The sequence below is a fragment of the Dinoroseobacter sp. S76 genome, from assembly GCF_049801095.1.
GTDB lineage: Bacteria > Pseudomonadota > Alphaproteobacteria > Rhodobacterales > Rhodobacteraceae > Dinoroseobacter.
In genome coordinates this window covers 717,963-734,040 of sequence record NZ_JBNAGH010000003.1, presented here as the reverse complement: position 1 = coordinate 734,040, position 16,078 = coordinate 717,963, and the positions used below count along the sequence as shown (strand labels likewise).

General features: G+C 67.4%; 11 protein-coding genes. 3 read left to right on the top strand and 8 right to left on the bottom strand.

The window, feature by feature from the left end:
* Positions 1 to 2,078: tandem-95 repeat protein (locus ACP153_RS13120; protein WP_424971444.1), on the bottom strand; the 2,078-nt coding region annotated here is incomplete at its 3' end.
* Between the two features lie 296 nt (positions 2,079 to 2,374).
* Here ACP153_RS13120 and ACP153_RS13115 point away from each other — a divergent pair.
* A complete protein-coding gene (locus ACP153_RS13115; RefSeq protein WP_424971443.1) occupies positions 2,375 to 4,546 on the top strand; it encodes a CHASE2 domain-containing protein in 2,172 nt (723 codons plus the stop codon).
* A gap of 3 nt (positions 4,547 to 4,549) precedes the next feature.
* Here the strand turns inward: ACP153_RS13115 and ACP153_RS13110 are convergent, their stop codons facing one another.
* From ACP153_RS13110 to ACP153_RS13080, 7 genes are all read right to left on the bottom strand, one after another.
* Entirely contained in the window at positions 4,550 to 5,869 is a 1,320-nt protein-coding gene (locus tag ACP153_RS13110) for an HlyD family type I secretion periplasmic adaptor subunit (protein WP_424971442.1), read from the bottom strand.
* Positions 5,870 to 5,872: 3 nt separating this feature from the next.
* Positions 5,873 to 7,981 carry a type I secretion system permease/ATPase gene (locus ACP153_RS13105; RefSeq protein WP_424971441.1) on the bottom strand — a complete coding sequence of 703 codons (2,109 nt, stop codon included), beginning with the start codon at positions 7,979 to 7,981 and terminating at the stop codon, positions 5,873 to 5,875.
* Positions 7,982 to 7,989: 8 nt separating this feature from the next.
* Entirely contained in the window at positions 7,990 to 9,420 is a 1,431-nt protein-coding gene (locus ACP153_RS13100) for a TolC family protein (protein ID WP_424971440.1), read from the bottom strand.
* 205 nt (positions 9,421 to 9,625) lie between these two features.
* Positions 9,626 to 10,000: a DUF3307 domain-containing protein gene (locus ACP153_RS13095; protein ID WP_424971439.1), complete on the bottom strand. Its 375-nt coding sequence runs from the start codon at positions 9,998 to 10,000 to the stop codon at positions 9,626 to 9,628.
* Between the two features lie 2 nt (positions 10,001 to 10,002).
* Positions 10,003 to 12,228: a cyclic nucleotide-binding domain-containing protein gene (locus ACP153_RS13090; RefSeq protein WP_424971438.1), complete on the bottom strand. Its 2,226-nt coding sequence runs from the start codon at positions 12,226 to 12,228 to the stop codon at positions 10,003 to 10,005.
* 326 nt (positions 12,229 to 12,554) lie between these two features.
* Positions 12,555 to 13,214, bottom strand: a complete 660-nt coding sequence (locus tag ACP153_RS13085) for an alpha/beta hydrolase (RefSeq protein WP_424971437.1) — start codon at positions 13,212 to 13,214, stop codon at positions 12,555 to 12,557.
* Entirely contained in the window at positions 13,211 to 14,134 is a 924-nt protein-coding gene (locus ACP153_RS13080; protein WP_424971436.1) for a ring-cleaving dioxygenase, read from the bottom strand. The genes ACP153_RS13085 and ACP153_RS13080 overlap by 4 nt, the downstream gene beginning before the upstream one ends.
* A 192-nt stretch (positions 14,135 to 14,326) precedes the next feature.
* Here ACP153_RS13080 and ACP153_RS13075 point away from each other — a divergent pair, with 192 nt between their 5' ends.
* Both ACP153_RS13075 and ACP153_RS13070 read left to right on the top strand, forming a co-directional pair.
* Positions 14,327 to 15,283 carry an ABC transporter ATP-binding protein gene (locus ACP153_RS13075; protein WP_424971435.1) on the top strand — a complete coding sequence of 319 codons (957 nt, stop codon included), beginning with the start codon at positions 14,327 to 14,329 and terminating at the stop codon, positions 15,281 to 15,283.
* On the top strand, positions 15,280 to 16,041 hold the full coding sequence (locus tag ACP153_RS13070; RefSeq protein ID WP_424971434.1) for an ABC transporter permease: 762 nt from the start codon (positions 15,280 to 15,282) through the stop codon (positions 16,039 to 16,041). The genes ACP153_RS13075 and ACP153_RS13070 overlap by 4 nt, the downstream gene beginning before the upstream one ends.
* Positions 16,042 to 16,078: the final 37 nt, after the last annotated feature.

Here is a 16,078-nt window from a genome sequence, read left to right as displayed (position 1 = left end):
CTCGGCCCGTCCTCGACGAGCGCCCCGGCAGCATCATCCGCGCCGGAGGTGACCACGGGCGCATCATTGGTGCCGGTGATCGTGACGCTCAGGGTCTGGGTCGCGCTGCCGCCTTGCCCGTCGGAGACGGTGACTTCCGTGGTCTCGGTGACCTCCTGGCCCGCGGCGAGCGCCTGGGCGGCATCATTGTCGAGCGTATAGCTCCAGGCGCCATCGCCGGTGATCGCAAAGACCCCGAGCGCCGTGGTCTCGCCGCCCGACCAGGTGAGGCTGGCGCCCGTATCCGCGTCGCTCGCGGCGAGCTGCCCGCCGGTCACAGCGCTCGGCCCGTCCTCAACGAGCGCCCCGGCAGCATCATCCGCGCCGGAAGTGACCACGGGCGCATCATTCACAGGTGTGACTGTCACGGTGACTGTGGCCAGATCGGTGCCACCGGCCCCATCATCGACCTCAACCACGAAACTGTCCGTGCCGTTGAAATCGGCATCGGGCACATAGCGATAGGTGCCATCGGACAGGATCGTCACATCGCCATTGCTGGCCGGGTCGGCCAGACGATAGCTCAGCGCGTCGCCATCCACATCCGTGCCTATGACTTCGCCGGTGATCGCGCTGTCTTCAGGCGTGGTGATCCCCACATCCTCAAGCACGGGCGCGTCATTCACGGGCGCGACATTGATGATCGCCTCGCCGAAGCGCACCGCTTCGCCATCGATCTCGACCCGGTATGTGAAACCATCCTGGCCGTTGAAGTCCGCCGCGCCGAAATAGACGAAGGAGCCGTCCGGTTGCAGGGTCACCGTGCCATCGGTGGGTGAGGTCATCAGGATATAGACGGCCCCCCCCATGGGCGGGGGAAGCGCGCCTTCGATCCCGTCCGGGGCATCCTCGATGCCATTGAACACAAAGACGGTCTGGTCAGGATCGGTATCCGTCTCTTCCAAGGCATCGAGACCGCCCTCGGGACCGCCCGGGGCCGGGGGCGTTGCAGCAGGAGCGGGGGGAGAGAAGCTCACCGGGACAACCGGCGCTGATCCACCGCCACCGCCAAGGGCGTCGGCCGCAGAGGCGAGCGCCACGACGGGGGGAAGGCCACCCCCCGGAGGAGGCGGAGCGGGCGTTGCGCCGGGCACGATCTCTTCCCCGGCCTGCACCCGGCCCAAAGCGGCGCGCAGGGCATCGCTGGCTTCTGCGATCAGGATGGAGTCCGAGGCGATGTCATCGGTGCTGCGCGGCACTTCGAGGGCCAGCCCCTGTTGGGGCGAGAGCACCCATTTCGTCTCCGTCCCGGTGATCTCCGCCAGCGGGTTGCCATCCAGATCGAACACCTCGATCCGTCCGAGCGTGCCATCGAGATCCCGGGTCAGGGCAAGCTCGACCGTGATAATTCCGTTGTCGGACTGGATATCCGCCAGCACCGTGGTGCCGCGGATGCCCATGGTGGCGGCGGGGGTCTCAACCTCCATCCCGCCGGTCGGGGCAATCTGACCGGCGATGAAGACAAACCCGCCCTGAATCAGGCTGAAGGTGGCGGAATTGTCCGTTTGGCCCGGATTGTAGATCAGCTCATCGATCACCATCCTTGCATTGGCCGCGAGGGTGAAGATCGTCCCGTCCACGAACGTGACCGAGAGGATCGTGTCATCTGCGGTTTCCAGCACATCGCCGAGGAAGATGGGGGTCTTCAGGTCCAGCGTTACCCGAGTGCCATCGGTGCGTTGGACGGCGGCGTCTCCGGTCAGGGTCTCCACCTGTCCGATCAGCTGTGGCTGCGGGGCCGTGCCCTGCTGGGCCCATTGGCCCGGCGCCTCGGGGCCTGCGAGCCGCTCGACGAGACCGCCGCGCAGGACGGCCCCATTGGGCGCGATCAGGTCATCCGGGGTCCCGTCGCGGAAATAATCGGTAATCAGCCGGGTGGGCTCGCCCTCGATCTCGATCCGCAGGTCCGGGCCGGCGCGCTCGAACCGTCCTTCAAAGAGCCGGTCGCTCGGCACCGCAATGCCTGCCCCTTCCGCCTGGGAGAGCGGCTCGATACGCGCGGCATCGTGGGTCTCAAAGGTCTGCAGCGTCAGGGCCATGGGAAACCTCGGATCTCTCAAGCGGGTGGCGGGGCCACGTTAACCAATCCTGACGGTCTGCCCCAGCCGAAACCGAACCATGCCGCCAAGGCGAAAGGGTAGCCGAGCTTGCCCCGATTCTCTGCAATCTGCATCACACTTTTCCGCAGGGGCGCCCGGGGAGCCGCGCGAAGGTCTTGACCCGGCGCGGAGGGGCGGTCTTGATACCCGGATCCCGGGCGCGGCCCCGGTTTTCGAGAAATGTCAGGACTCTAGGCATGGCAGGATGGCTCAGACAGCAGGCGACGAAAAGTCGAATGCTGGGGCTTGGGCTGATCGTGCTGCTGCTGGGGCTGCGGATCCTCGACCCGGTCTGGGTTGCGGATCTGCGCCATACGGCCTTTGACAGTTTTCAGCGCGTGAACCCGCGCCCGCAGGTGCCGCAGCCCGTGACGATCATCGATATCGATGACCGCAGCTTAACCGAGATTGGGCAATGGCCCTGGCCGCGGACGGTGTTTGCCGACCTGATCGGTGCAGCACAGCAGGGCGGGGCAGCGGCGCTGGCCTTTGACGTGATCTTTGCCGAAGCGGACCGGCTGTCCCCGCCCAATCTGGCCGCAGCGCAAGGGGGGCTGGATCCCGGGTCCCGCGCACTGCTCGAGGCGCTGCCGGATCATGACGCCCAGCTTGCCGCGGCGATCGCCCGGCTGCCCGTGGTGCTGGGCCAGACCAGTGTCCGCCACGCCACGCGGCCTGCCTCGGCGGAGCCGGTTCCGGCGCAGCCTGTGCCCCACGCCTTCATCGGCCCTGATCCCACCCCCTTCCTGCAACGCTATCCGGATCTGGTGCAGAACCTGCCTGAGCTGGAGGCGGCCGCTGCCGGACGCGGGATCTTCACCGTGCGCCCTGATCCGGACGGGATCTATCGACGTCTGCCGCTCGTGATGGAAGTGGACGGGGTGCTGCGCCTCGGACTGGCGCCGGAGCTGTTGCGCGTTGCCACCGGCGGGCAGCCCTTTGCCGTACGCAGCAATGCGGCGGGGGTCGATGGGCTCGTGGTGGCGGGGCAGGCGATCCCGACCTATCGGGATGGTACGATCTGGCCCTGGTTCGGGCCGAGCCTGCCGGCGCGCTTCGTCTCGGCCGTGGACCTGGTGGAGGGGCGCGTGCCCGCCGGGCGCCTGGCCGGGCATCTGGTACTGGTCGGGACCTCCGCCATCGGGCTTGAGGATTATCGCCCGACGCCGCTTGGCACCGCCATGGCCGGGGTCGAGATCCATGCGCAGGTGCTCGAGAACATCCTGTCCGGCACGCTCCTCAGCCGTCCGAACTACACGATCGCGGTGGAGCTGACGGTGGTGCTGGTGCTGGGGCTGCTGGTGGTCCTCTTGGTGCCCCATTTGGCGGCGAGTTGGGTCGTGGTCGCGGCGGGTGTGATCGTGATCGGCTGGGCCGGTGCGAGCTACGCTACCTTTCTGCAGGCGCGCCTCCTGCTGGACCCGAGCTTTCCGGCGCTCGCGCTTCTGATGTTGTTCATCGTCATGGCCGGGGCCAACTACCTGCGCGAAGAGCGGGCGCGCCGCCGCATTCGCGGGGCATTCGGCCAATATGTCTCCCCGGATCTGGTGCAGCGCCTGACCGAGCGGCCCGAGGCTCTGACCCTGGGGGGTGAGGCGCGGGAGCTCACGCTGCTCTTTACGGATGTGCGCGGTTTCACGGCGATCTCGGAGGGATACAAGGACGATCCCGAGGGCCTGACCACGCTCATGAACCAGCTTCTGACCACGCAATCTGAGGCGATCCTGTCCCAACGCGGCACCATCGACAAGTTCATGGGCGATGCGGTCATGGCGTTCTGGAATGCGCCGCTGGACCATGCGGATCACGCGGCGGCGGCCTGCCATGCGGCCCTGCGGATGCGGGACAGTATCGCGGCGTTGAATGCCCGCCGCGCGGCCGGTCCAGGTACGCCGCCCGCGCCGCTCAATGTGGGGATCGGGATCAATACCGGGCTTTGCGTGGTGGGCAATATGGGCAGCGACACGCGGTTCGACTACACCGCGCTGGGGGATCCGGTGAACCTCGCCTCCCGGCTGGAGGGGCAGTCCAAGATCTATGGCGTCGGGATCGTGATTGGGGCTGAGACCGCGCGAGCGGTTGCAGGGGGGTTCGCAACGCTCGAGATCGACCTGATCCGGGTGGTGGGCAAGACCGAACCGGCCCATATCCACACGCTTCTGGGCGATGCCGCCCTGCGGGACGACCCGGAATTTCAGCGGCTGGCGCAGGCCAATGCCCGGATGCTCAGCGCCTTTCGCGCCCGCGAGTGGGACGGGGCAGAGGCGGCCCTTCGGGATCTCGCGCCCCTTGCGCCACGCTTCGGGCTGGAGGCCTATAGCGCGCTTTACGCGGAGCGGGTCGCGCAGCTTCGCGTCGCGCCCCCGGTGGCGGATTGGGACGGTGTGGTGGATGCCACCACCAAATAGGCGCTAGCGTTCGCGGAACGCCTCGGATTGCGCGCGCAGGATCGGCTTGGCGAGATAGTCGAGCACGGTGCGGCTGCCCGTGCGGATATCCACGCTGGCCTGCATTCCCGGCAGGATCGGCAGGGGCTGGTCCGGATCGCCGAGGAAGCTGTCGCCCGTGCGGATCTCGGCGCGGAACACCGGGACCCCGTCGGCGTTCAGGATCGTGTCGGCGCCGATCTGCGTGACCTCCCCCTCCAGCGCGCCATAGATCAGATAGTCATAGGCGCTCAGCTTCACGGATGCGGAGACGCCGGGGGTGATGAAGGCCACGTCGCGCGGTCCGATCTCCACCTCGATCAGCAGGCTGTCATCGAGGGGAACGATCTCGACCACGGGCGCGCCGGGTTGGACAACTTCGCCGATCGTGGTGGTGGTGACCCGGTTCACAGTGCCGCGCACGGGCGCGCGCAGTTGCGTGCGGGTGACCCGATCCGTGGCCGCCCGCAGGCTTTCCTCCACCACTGCCAGATCGCGCTGCACATCCGTCAGACGCTCCTGCGCGGTCAGCACGAAGGCTGAGCGCGCGGCGCCGATCTGGTTCTCGGCCTCGCGCAGTGCGGCCTCCAGCACCGGTGCGCGGGCGGCCCCGATGGCCAGATCCCCCTCCAGATCCGCCTTGCGAGATTGCAGCCGCAGAACTTCGATCTGCGGCACTGCCCCGCGCGCGGCCAGATCCTCGGTCAGGGTGATCTCGGCGCTGAGCGGGGCGAGCACGGCGCGGATCTTGGCCTCTTCGGCGCGCAGGGTCTGTAGCTCCCCGGCCCGCTGGGCGCGCTGATCGGCGAGCACGGCAAGCTCGGTCTCAAGCTGTTGGCGGCGCGTGCGCAGCACCTGTTCCTCGGCGGCCACGGCTTCCGGCGCGTTGGCGCGCAGGTCCTCGGGGAAGGCGGCCTCTCCGCCACTGGCCTCGGCGCGCAGCCGCACCGCTTCCGCCCGCAGGGCGGTTTCCTGTTCCAGCAATTCGCCGCGCCTTGCCGCGAACCCGGTATCGTCGATCTGCACCAGCGGCGCGCCCGCCTCGACCACCATCCCTTCGCGCACGGAAATCGCCTGCACGATCCCGCCTTCCAGGCTCTGGACCACCTGCACCTGTTGGGCGGGCACCACGCGACCCGGGCCGCGCACGACCTCTTCGATCTCGAACATCTGCGCCCAGGCAAAGAACCCGGCCAGACCCAGCGCGATCACCCAGAGGAGCGCGCGTGAGCCCCGCGCCGGGCGCACGCCCTGCAGGGCGCCGGGATCATTGCTGAACTCTTCTTCGATGCGCTGTCCGAACATGGGCTATTCCGCCGCTTTCTTGCGGGCCGCAGCCTGCAATTCGGCAATGACCTGCGCCTTGGGCCCATCAAGGACCTTGCCCCCCCGGTCGAGCACCACATAGCGCGGCGCGATCCGCGCGAGGCTGTCCTTGTGGGTCGTCAAAAGGATTGTTTTGCCCTGCGCGGCGAGGCTTTGCAGTCCGGCGATGACCGTGGCCTCCATCTGCTGATCCATGGCGTTGGTGGGCTCATCGAGGCAGAGGACCGGCGGGTCCCGCAATAGAAGCCGCGCCAGGGCCAAGGCCTGTTTCTGCCCGCCTGACAGGCGACCGCCCCGCTCGCCCAGATCCATGTCGAGCCCTTCCGGGGTTTCGGCCACGAAACGCGTCAGCCCCACAAGGGTCAGGGCGCGGGTGATCTCCTCCGCTGTGGCGGCGGGCCGCCCGATCAAGAGGTTCTCGCGCAGGGTGCCGGTGAAGACCTCCGGGTCCTGGGGAAGGTAGCCGACGCCGGCGCGGAGATCTGCCGGGTCGTATTGCCCGATCCCGTGCCCGTCGATCAGGATCTGCCCCTGATCGGCGCTGATCAGACCGCAGAGCAGGCTCGCAAGCGTGGTCTTGCCCGAGCCGACCCGGCCCAGAACCGCGACGATCTCGCCCGGCGTCACCGTCAGGTGTATCTCGCTCAGGGCAGGTTGCGCCGCGCCCGGATAGCTGTAGCTGACCCCGGCCATCTCGATGTGCCCGGTGGCGACCTGCGGGCCGCCACGCACGGGGCCCGGGCGCTCTTCCGGCAGGGCCATGAAGGCGTTGAGGGCGGCCATGGATTTCGCGGCGTATTGGGCGCGGAAGATCGTCTGGGCGATGGTGCTGAGCGGGGCGAGCACCCGGCCCGCGAGGATATTGGCCGCGATCAGGGCACCGATGGTGATCGCCCCGTCAAAGATCAGGAAGACGCCCCAGATCACGGTGATCACGCTCACCGCCTGCTGCACGGCGAAGCTGCCGGAGGTGGCCACGTTGGACCAGACACGGGTCGCGCCGCTGACCCGGGCGGAGGCGGCGACGGCGGCTTCCCATTCGCGCTGCATCACCGGTTCGGCCCCGAGGGACTTGATCGTCTCGGCGCCAGAGAGCGTCTCAACCAGCACCACATGGCGCTTGGTTGCGAGCTTCTGCGCCTCGGCGGCACGGCGCCCCATGGGGATCTGGGCAAGGCCCGCGATCAGCAGAACCACCGGCACAGCGCAAAGGGGGACGAGCGCGAGCGGCCCTACGAGCCAGAAGAGGACCGCGATGAAGAGCCCGACAAAGGCCAGATCGATCACCGAGATCACGCTGGCGGAGGCAAAGAACTCTCGCACCTGCTCAAAATCGCGGATCGTGTTCACAAGTGCCGCCGCCCCGCCCGGGCGCTGGGTCATGCGCAGGGCCATGGCATGGCGAAAAATCTCGGCGCCCACCTGCAAATCCACGCGCCGTCCTATGGTCTCGATCATGCCGGCCCGCAAGGCGCGCAGGATCATGTCCAGAACCAGTGCGAGGCTGACCCCTATCGCAAGGGTCCAGAGGGTGACGAAGGCCAGGTTCGGGATCACCCGGTCATAGACATTCATCACGAAGATCGGCAGGGCGAGGCTCAGCAGGTTCAGGCAGAAGGCCGCCAGGATCACCTGTCCCCAGCCGCGCCAGTTTGCACGCACAGGCCCCCAGAACCAGTGCTTGGGGGCCTGCGCCTGGGCCACCGTATCCGGCGAAAGGCGCGTGTCGGTTTCCGGGGCTGCTGGCGTTACCAAAAGGACGCGGGGTTGAAAATGCCGGCGCAGCTCGGCCTTGGTCACAGGCTCCGCCGGGCGGTCCTTGCGCAGGAGGCCAAGCCCGCCCCCATGGCGCACCAGCACGGCCAGCTCGCCGGAATGGGCAAAGACCAGACAGGGCAGTACGACCGGATCGACGCTGCCGGGCGCCTGGTCCAGCAGCCGGTTGCGCAGGCCGAGATGGGCGAGCGCGCGGGCGAGGATCTGCGGATCGTTCAGGGCCGCTCCGGCGGGCAGGGCGGCGGCGAGGGCCGTTTCGGAATAGGGCCGTCCGTGATGGGCGGCCAGCCAGCGCAGGGTCCAGGCGTCGCTCACCGCGCCGCTCACTCGAGCGCGGGGATCTCGGTGTCGAAGATCGCTCGCGGGGCCACCAGGGCGCGCGCCTGAAAGGTCGGCTCAAGGGCAATCTCGGACTCCGCGATGCCGAAATGGGCGGCCAGACGGCTCTGGGCCGCGAGCACCCGGAACTGGCTGAAGGCAAAGCTCGCATCGGTGCTGATCTTGCGGAATTCAACGTTATAGAGGGCGCGCTCGGCCTCGAGCACATCCAGCAAGGAGCGCGAGGAGGCCGTGAACTCCTCCCGGAACTGGCGCACGATCTCGCGATTGGCGCGCAGCTGCCGGTCGGCGAGAATGGCGCTTTCGGTATTCGATTGCAGGCTGGACCAGGCGCGTTGCGCGAGCTCTTCGACCTCGCGCATGGTGTCCTGCCGCGAATAGAAGGCCTGATTGCTGCGCTCGATCGCGGCCTTGTCTTCGGCGGGGCGGCCCCCGGAATAGAGCGTCCAGTTCATCCGCAGACCGAGGAAGGCGTCGGTTTCCGAGCCGCGCTGCCCGTCACGGTTCTCGCCCTGGGTCACTCCAGCATTCAGGGTTACCTGAGGCAGGCGGGTGCCTTTGGCGATTTCCTGTTCATAGACGCTCTGGTCGATGGCGCTCTGGGCCTGACGCAGGCGAAAGCTGTTGCGCAAGGCCGCTTGCACGAGGGCGTCGCGGGTGGCGGGCAGGTTGCTCAGGCGCGGGATCTGCATCCCGCCGCCCGGGGCCGCGCCGATCACACGCTCGTAGCGGGAATTGGCGTCGCGCAAGGCCTGGCGCAATTGCACGATGGCCAGGGACGCGGCCTGCAACCGGTCATCGGCAGTGAGCGCATCGCTGGAGGGCAGGCGCCCGCCCTGCACGAGGGCGCGGACCTGATCGGCGATCTCGATATGGCGGTCCAGATTGCGCTGCGCGGCATCCACGAGCATCCGGTGGCGCACCACGTCGAAATAGGCCTCGGTCGCGTTCAGCGCCATGGTCTCGGAGGCGTCGAGCAAGGCGAAGATGCGACCATCCACGCGGGCGGCATTGTCATAGATCCGGTTGGCACGCTGGTAGCCATCAAACAGGGTCAGCTCCGCACCGACGCCCAGCTGGGCCGTGGCCTTCCATTCGTCATTGTCATCCGCGCTGAGCGATCCTGGGTCATCGACCCATTCGCCGCCCGCCTCGCCAAAGGCCGTGACCGTGGGCAGGTAATTCCGCTCGAGCGCGATCAGGTCGTAAGCCGCCGCGCGCATCTCGGCATTGGTGGCCTGCAGGGCAGGATTGGTGGTCAGTGCGGCGCGCACGGCCTCCTCGAGCGAGGCCGCCCCGGCGCTCGTGGCGGACACCCCGAGGACAAGCCCGGTACAGGCGGCCCGCGCCCAACGCCCCAATCCGCGCAATCCGCTGCGCGGCTGAGCCGTTTCAAGCTGCCTTTTGCCTGTCACCAAGACCTCCTCCAGGTCATCTCGCCGGTTGAACTCTGCCCGTGTTTGCGCTGGCCCGAGACCGAAAATCCCCGCCCACGCACGTGATTAAGCTGAATTAACGCGGGAGGCCGGGGGCAAGTCAACGGCACAATGGCGCCAGAACCGGGCTGATCCATGCTGCGTTGCCGGGGGGTGACGCCCAGCCGGGAGGGATCTGGACGGATCACAGGAAGATCAGGGCGACCATGCCGAGATAGGTCGCCTGATGCAGGGCCTGATCCGTGCCGGTGATGTTCCAGAACCGCTTTTCCGTGGGGCCTGCGCCGGAGCGCTTGACCGCCTGCTCCTTGATCCAGTCGATATGGTAATGCAGCACGCATTCCGCCACGCAGATCGCCAGCACCAGCCCGAGCGGGATCGGCGCCAGCAGCGCGAGGATCACGAGGCTCGCCCCGCCATGGACGGCGGCATGGGCCCAGCCGCCGGGATGCCCGTACTGCCCCTTATTCGCGACCATCCATTGGGTTTGCCAGAAAAAATCTGCCAACAGATGCTTGAGCTGCAACAACAGCAGCGTCACAAGCATGGCCTCACTCATGGTCACACACTTTCCCGTAACATCAGTGTTGTCCGGTGGATCTTCTCGGACAAGGTAATCGCAATCATCTTGTGCCAGGCGGCCGCGAGAGCGGGGTCCTCGCTCAGAACCGTGTCGAGAGTGCCCGGATCTATACGATACACAACCACCGGCGTCTCCGCCACAACATCTGCGGTCCGTGGCAAACGGGCATAGCTCGCGATCTCGCCGACAATCGCGCCCGGGCGGAGCGAGCGCACCCGGATCCGGCGGCCATCGGGCACATGGGTAAAAACGGCCAGCCGACCGGCCTCGATCACATAAATGTCCTCATCCGCCGCGCCAAAGGTGATAAGGGTCGCCCCCTCAGAGATCTCCTCCCGGTGCATCCGTGCCAGAAGCTGGGCAGCAAGCCGGTCATCCTGCAAAGCATCAGCTATGGTGGTATGGGCGGATTCGACCCAATAGGCCGGGGGGTGATCCTGCAGGAGCCGATCCTCGGCGCGCTCCAAAGCTTCATCCACCGAAGGCGCGAAGCGCAGCACCGATCGGTCCGTGAGCATCGCTTCGATCCGGAGCAGGGACGCGGCGAGCTGCGGGCGCGCCCCCGCGATGACGATCTCGGTCTCATGCTGTTCGGCGAGGTATTCCAGCTTGCGCATCGCCGCGAGGGCCGCACTGTCGAGGGCCGAGACTTTGCGGAAGTCCAGAATGATCGTCTCCGGCGCGTTGGGCCGGGCGAGGGCGGCTCGGATATGGTCGAGGAGCTGTTCGACGGAGCCGAAGAACAGGAACCCCTGCAGGGTCATGGTCAGCACCTTGTCGGCCCGGGCATCCAGCACATCCGTCTGGGCCGGGCCCCGATCCACGGCGCTGCGTCGCCCGTTCAGATCAAAGAGCTGGGTGACCACGGGCAGGCGCGCATAGCTGATCGCGAAGATCAGCGAGGCGGTGACGATGCCGAGGGCAATAGCCGGCAAGATTCCGAAGAGTACGGTGACCACCACGATGCTGGCCGCAATCGTCCAATCGGCGCGCGACTGTTCGCGCCACTGGCGCAGGAGCCAGCGCCACAGGATGGTGCACCCCATGTAAACCAGCAGGGCCGTGGCCACGAAGGTCGGGGTGAAAGCCACGATCAGGCGCGCATAGACCAGCCCGATGGCCAGTCCCAGCACCAGAACGACCCGTGTCAGCTGCCCGCGCGCGCCGAGCAGGCTGGCTGAGACGGTATTCACTGACGAAACGTAGCCGATGCTGCCGCCGATCAGCCCCAGACCCACATTCGACAGACCCGTGGCCGAAAGCGCCCGGCGGGTGTCGATCTCGCTCCGCAGGGCCAGTTCGATCCCGGTGAAGTTCAGCATCGCCCCGAGCACGCCGATCATCGCCGCGGCGAGGATGAGCGGGGTCTGCTCCCAGACGAAGGCCCAATCCACCGCGCTCAGCAGTGCCGGCGACCAGCCGACGGCATCCTCGGGCAGGATGCGGCGAGGCAAGAGCTCCATGGCGCGGGCATCTTCGGCGCTCAGCCCTTGCCAGGCGAGAAACCCGTAGAACCCGCCAATCCCCAGGAGGATGCCGAGCATCGGGCCCAGATCCACCCGCCAGCGCGCCAGCAGACCCATCGCCCCGGCCAGCCCGAGGGTCAGGGCGATGGCGGGGCCGTGGGTCTCCGAGGCGGCGAGCAGCGCGCGGAGCGTCGGCTCCGGCGCATCCGCAACCCGGTAGAGCCCGGCCAGCACAAGGATCATGCCCGCACTGGCGAGAAACCCGGCGGAAACCGGATGGGGCATGAGCCGCACCACCCGCCCCATATCCAGCGCCGAGAGCGCGAGCATCGCCGCGCCGAGCGTAAAGGCCGAAGCTCCGAGAATGGCCAGCATGGTGGCAATGGCGGCAGTTGGCGCCATGCCCTCGATGCTCCCACTGGCCAGCAGCACCGCGGCGGGCAAAAGGGCGGCAATCGGCACATTCTGCAGCGCCCCCACAGCCATGCCCGGCATCCCCCGCACAGAGGTCAGTGCGAGCGTGGCGGCGATACAGCTGATGATCAAAAGCGCAGTGCTCAGCCCGATGCCCGAGGCCAGCGCCCCGGTAAAGAGCAGACCCGACAGGGCGACCGCTTGGCAGAGGAGGTTGAAGGCGACGAGGAGCCCGGCAATCCCCGAAGCCAGCCCCTCGCCGCGCGCGTCGCTTTGCGGCTCGGCAGCCGGGCTGAGCGCGGGGTCTCCGGGAAACTCGGTCAAGGGCGCGCCCCGGCATGGCCTGTCGCCCTCTGATCCGCCCGCCGCACAGGGCCGGGCGCGCCGGAACGCGGAGGAAAAACAGGCAGATGCATCACAGGTCGCGGGGTCCCCGGGGCAGAACAAATCAGCAGGGCGGGGGCAATCCTCCCCAACCCGGGTCGCAGCCATGCCGCGCCCCGGGCGAGGCTGGCACGGGGGCGGGACCTGCGTCAACAGATCTGACCATGGGGTCCAGTTTCGCCAACCTCCGGTTTTGCCAACCACCGGTTTTTGCCAACCCCGGTTTTGCCAGCCCGCAGCCTTAACGGCCCCCGACCCCGCGGGGGCTAGCGATTGAGCAGGCCCCGCAACGCCGTGACATCCTCGGCCAGCAATCCATGCCCGGCGCCGGGGGCGACATAGGTGTCGACCTTGGCCCCAAGCGTCTCGAACACCTCCGCCGAGCGGCGGGTGCGCGCGAGCGGGATATGCGGGTCCTGCGCATGGACGCTGAGATAGACCGGTAGGCCGGTCAGATCGCTGGCATAGTCAAACTGCTTCTCGGCGAACCCGTAGAGGCCCGGGTCGGCAGACCCGAGCGCCGCATCGCCCGTGCCCACCAGCGCACCCGACAATCCGAACGCCCCGGCGAGGCCCGCCCCAAAGCGCGCGGCGTATTCCACTGCGAGGCAGGCGCCCTGACTGAACCCGGCCACAGCGATGGCCGCGCGGGGCACACCCTCCGCCTCGAGGGCCGCAACGGCCGCGCCCATCGCGGCAAGACCGGTCTCGAGCGGCCCCGCCATCTGTGCATGGGGCGCAAGAAAGGAGGTCGGCCACCAGGACCGCGCCGGATGCTCCGGCGTGATCACAGCGAGATCCGGCAGGCCGAGCGCGTCGGCCAGCGGCGCGATCTCGGCTCCGGAGCCGCCCCGGCCATGGACAAGGACGAGCCCCGCCCGGGCCCGGGACGCAGGCGCCCCGGACCGCAGCAGACGGGCCGTCATGCGGCGGTTCGGATCGGCGGCAGAACCCGCTCGATCCGCTCCCGCAGGCGCTCATGCTGGGCAGGCAGCATGAGCTTGGTGCCCATGGTCTCCACCGGCTCGTCCACGGCAAAGCCGGGCGGGTCGGTGGCGATCTCGAACAGCACGCCGCCAGGCTCGCGGAAGTAGATCGCATCGAAATACTGCCGGTCGATCACCGGAGTGACCGCATGGCCCTGGCTCAGCAGCGTCTCGCGCCACGCCAGATGGGTGTCGTGATCCTCGGCCCGGAAGGCCACATGGTGGATCGTCCCCGCTCCGGGCCGCCCGATAGACGGCGCGTCCGAGCGCAGAATGTCCACAACGGCACCGCGCGCATCGCCGGGGGCGGCAAAGCGCAGACGCTCCATCCCGCCTTCGGTCTGGGACCCGGCAGCCTCATAGCCGAAGATATCTGTGAGCACCCGGGCCGTGGGCTCGGGATCCTGTTCCCACAAGGTGACCGAGTGGAACCCGTCGAGCGGCGCGTCCGCGACGCGATCCGTCTCGATCAGTTCCACCGGCGCGCCATCCGGGTCGCGCAGGGCGATGACCCGCTGCCCGAGCCGCGTGACCGGCCCGTCGAAATCGACCGCATCCTCGGCGAGCCGCTCCATCCAGGCGTCGAACTGCCCAGCGGGGACCGCATAGGCATAGGCGGAGGCCATGCCCGGCCCGGCGCGCCCGGGACCCGCATCCACAAAGGGAAAGAAGGTCAGGATCGTGCCGGGATCGCCGGTCTCGTTGCCGTAATAGAGGTGATAGGTCTCCGGCGCGTCGAAATTGACGGTCTTCTTGACCAGCCGCTGGCGCAAGGTGCCGGTGAAGAAATCGACATTGTCCTGAGGCGGGCCGGAAATGGCCGTGACATGGTGCAGGCCTGGGATGGTTCTGTGCGTCATCGAACTCTCCGTTTTCTGGGGGCGGGCCGGGATGGCCGCCGCTTGCCCGATCACATATGCGCGAGGCGCCTGCGCACAATTCCACGACCGCGCGCCAATTCTGTGCAATTGCGCAGGGCGCGCCGCGCGCTCACGGCGTTTGCACCGGGCGGCGCGGCGGGTAGGGTGCCGATCCGATCAAGGAGCCTTCCCATGACTGCAGCCGCCGCAGATATCGTCACTGTCACCGATCTGGTGAAATCCTACGAGGGCGGGTTCACCGCGCTCAAGGGTGTGGATCTGTCGATCCGCGAGGGGGAGATCCTCGCGCTGCTGGGGCCGAACGGGGCGGGCAAGACAACGCTGATTTCGACGATTTGCGGGCTGAGCACGCCGACCTCCGGCACGGTCACCGTGGGCGGGCATGACGTGGTCACGGACTACCGGGCGAGCCGGTCGCTGGTCGGGCTCGTGCCGCAGGAACTGACGCTGGAGCCGTTCGAGACGGTGATGGCGACGGTCTCGTTCTCGCGCGGGCTCTTCGGCAAGCCGCGCGACCCGGCTTACCTGGAAAAGATCCTTCGGGATCTCAGTCTCTGGGACAAGAAGGACAACAAGATCATCACCCTTTCCGGGGGCATGAAGCGCCGGGTGCTGATCGCCAAGGCCCTGTCCCACGAGCCGCGCGTTCTGTTTCTCGATGAACCCACCGCCGGGGTGGATGTTGAGCTGCGCCGGGACATGTGGCGCGTGGTTGAGGACCTCAAGGCGGCGGGCGTCACGATCATCCTGACCACCCATTACATCGAAGAGGCCGAGGCCATTGCCGACCGGATCGGTGTGATCAACAAGGGGGAGATCCTGCTGGTCGAGGAAACCGCAGGGCTCATGGCCCGGATGGGCCGCAAGGAGGCGGTGATCGACATTGCCGAGCCCCTGACCGCGCTGCCCGAGAGCCTCGCGGCCTATGACCTGACCCTGACCGGGGGCGGCTGCCAGATCGTCTATACCTATGACACCCAGGCCGAGCGCACGGGGATCCGCCGTGTTCTCAACGATCTGGACGCGGCCGGGATCACCATGCGGGACCTCTCGACCCGGCAAAGCTCGCTTGAGGAGGTGTTTGTCTCCCTCGTCCATGCTCCCGAAGCCGAGGAGGCCGCCCAATGAACGTCGCCGCCATACAAACGATCTTCATCTACGAGATGAACCGGTTCTTCCGCACGATGCTGCAGAGCCTGATCTCGCCGATCCTGTCGACCTCGCTCTATTTCGTGGTCTTCGGCGCGGCGATCGGCGCGCGGATGGAGGAGATCGAGGGCACCTCCTATGGCGCCTTCATCGTGCCCGGGCTGATCATGCTCTCGGTGCTGACGCAATCGGTGTCGAATGCGAGCTTCGGGATCTATTTCCCGAAATTCATCGGCACGATCTACGAGATCCTGAGCGCGCCGATCTCCACCCTCGAGATCGTGATCGGCTATGTGGGGGCGGCGGCGGTGAAGTCGTTGCTGATCGGATTGATCATTCTGGCCACGGCATTTCTGTTCGTGCCGCTGCAGATCGCGCATCCGGTCTGGATGCTCTGCTTTCTGGTGCTGACCTGTATCTCCTTCAGCCTTCTGGGCTTCATCATCGGGATCCTCGCCAAGAATTTCGAGCAGTTGCAGCTTGTCCCGCTGCTGGTGATCACGCCGCTCGTCTTCCTGGGGGGCAGTTTTTACTCGATTTCCATGCTGCCGCCGATCTGGCAGACGGTGACCCTGTTCAACCCGGTGGTCTATCTGATCTCCGGCTTCCGCTGGGCGTTTTTCGGAACCGCCGACGTGCCCGTGGTCTGGAGCATTCTGGCGATCCTGGCCTTCACCGCCGCCTGTTTCGGGGCGATCTGGTGGATCTTCCGCTCGGGTTATCGCATCCGCGCCTGAGCGCGCGCGCTGCCGGGCCGGGCGGCATTGCAGCAAC

Excerpts from the sequence above, each read along its gene's own strand:
- ACP153_RS13115 (WP_424971443.1), top strand. The coding sequence starts at position 2,375 with ATGCTGGGGCTTGGGCTGATCGTGCTGCTGCTGGGGCTGCGGATCCTC.
- ACP153_RS13110 (WP_424971442.1), bottom strand. The coding sequence starts at position 5,869 with ATGTTCGGACAGCGCATCGAAGAAGAGTTCAGCAATGATCCCGGCGCC.
- ACP153_RS13095 (WP_424971439.1), bottom strand. The coding sequence starts at position 10,000 with ATGAGTGAGGCCATGCTTGTGACGCTGCTGTTGTTGCAGCTCAAGCAT.
- ACP153_RS13085 (WP_424971437.1), bottom strand. The coding sequence starts at position 13,214 with ATGACGGCCCGTCTGCTGCGGTCCGGGGCGCCTGCGTCCCGGGCCCGG.
- ACP153_RS13080 (WP_424971436.1), bottom strand. The coding sequence starts at position 14,134 with ATGACGCACAGAACCATCCCAGGCCTGCACCATGTCACGGCCATTTCC.
- ACP153_RS13075 (WP_424971435.1), top strand. The coding sequence starts at position 14,327 with ATGACTGCAGCCGCCGCAGATATCGTCACTGTCACCGATCTGGTGAAA.
- ACP153_RS13070 (WP_424971434.1), top strand. The coding sequence starts at position 15,280 with ATGAACGTCGCCGCCATACAAACGATCTTCATCTACGAGATGAACCGG.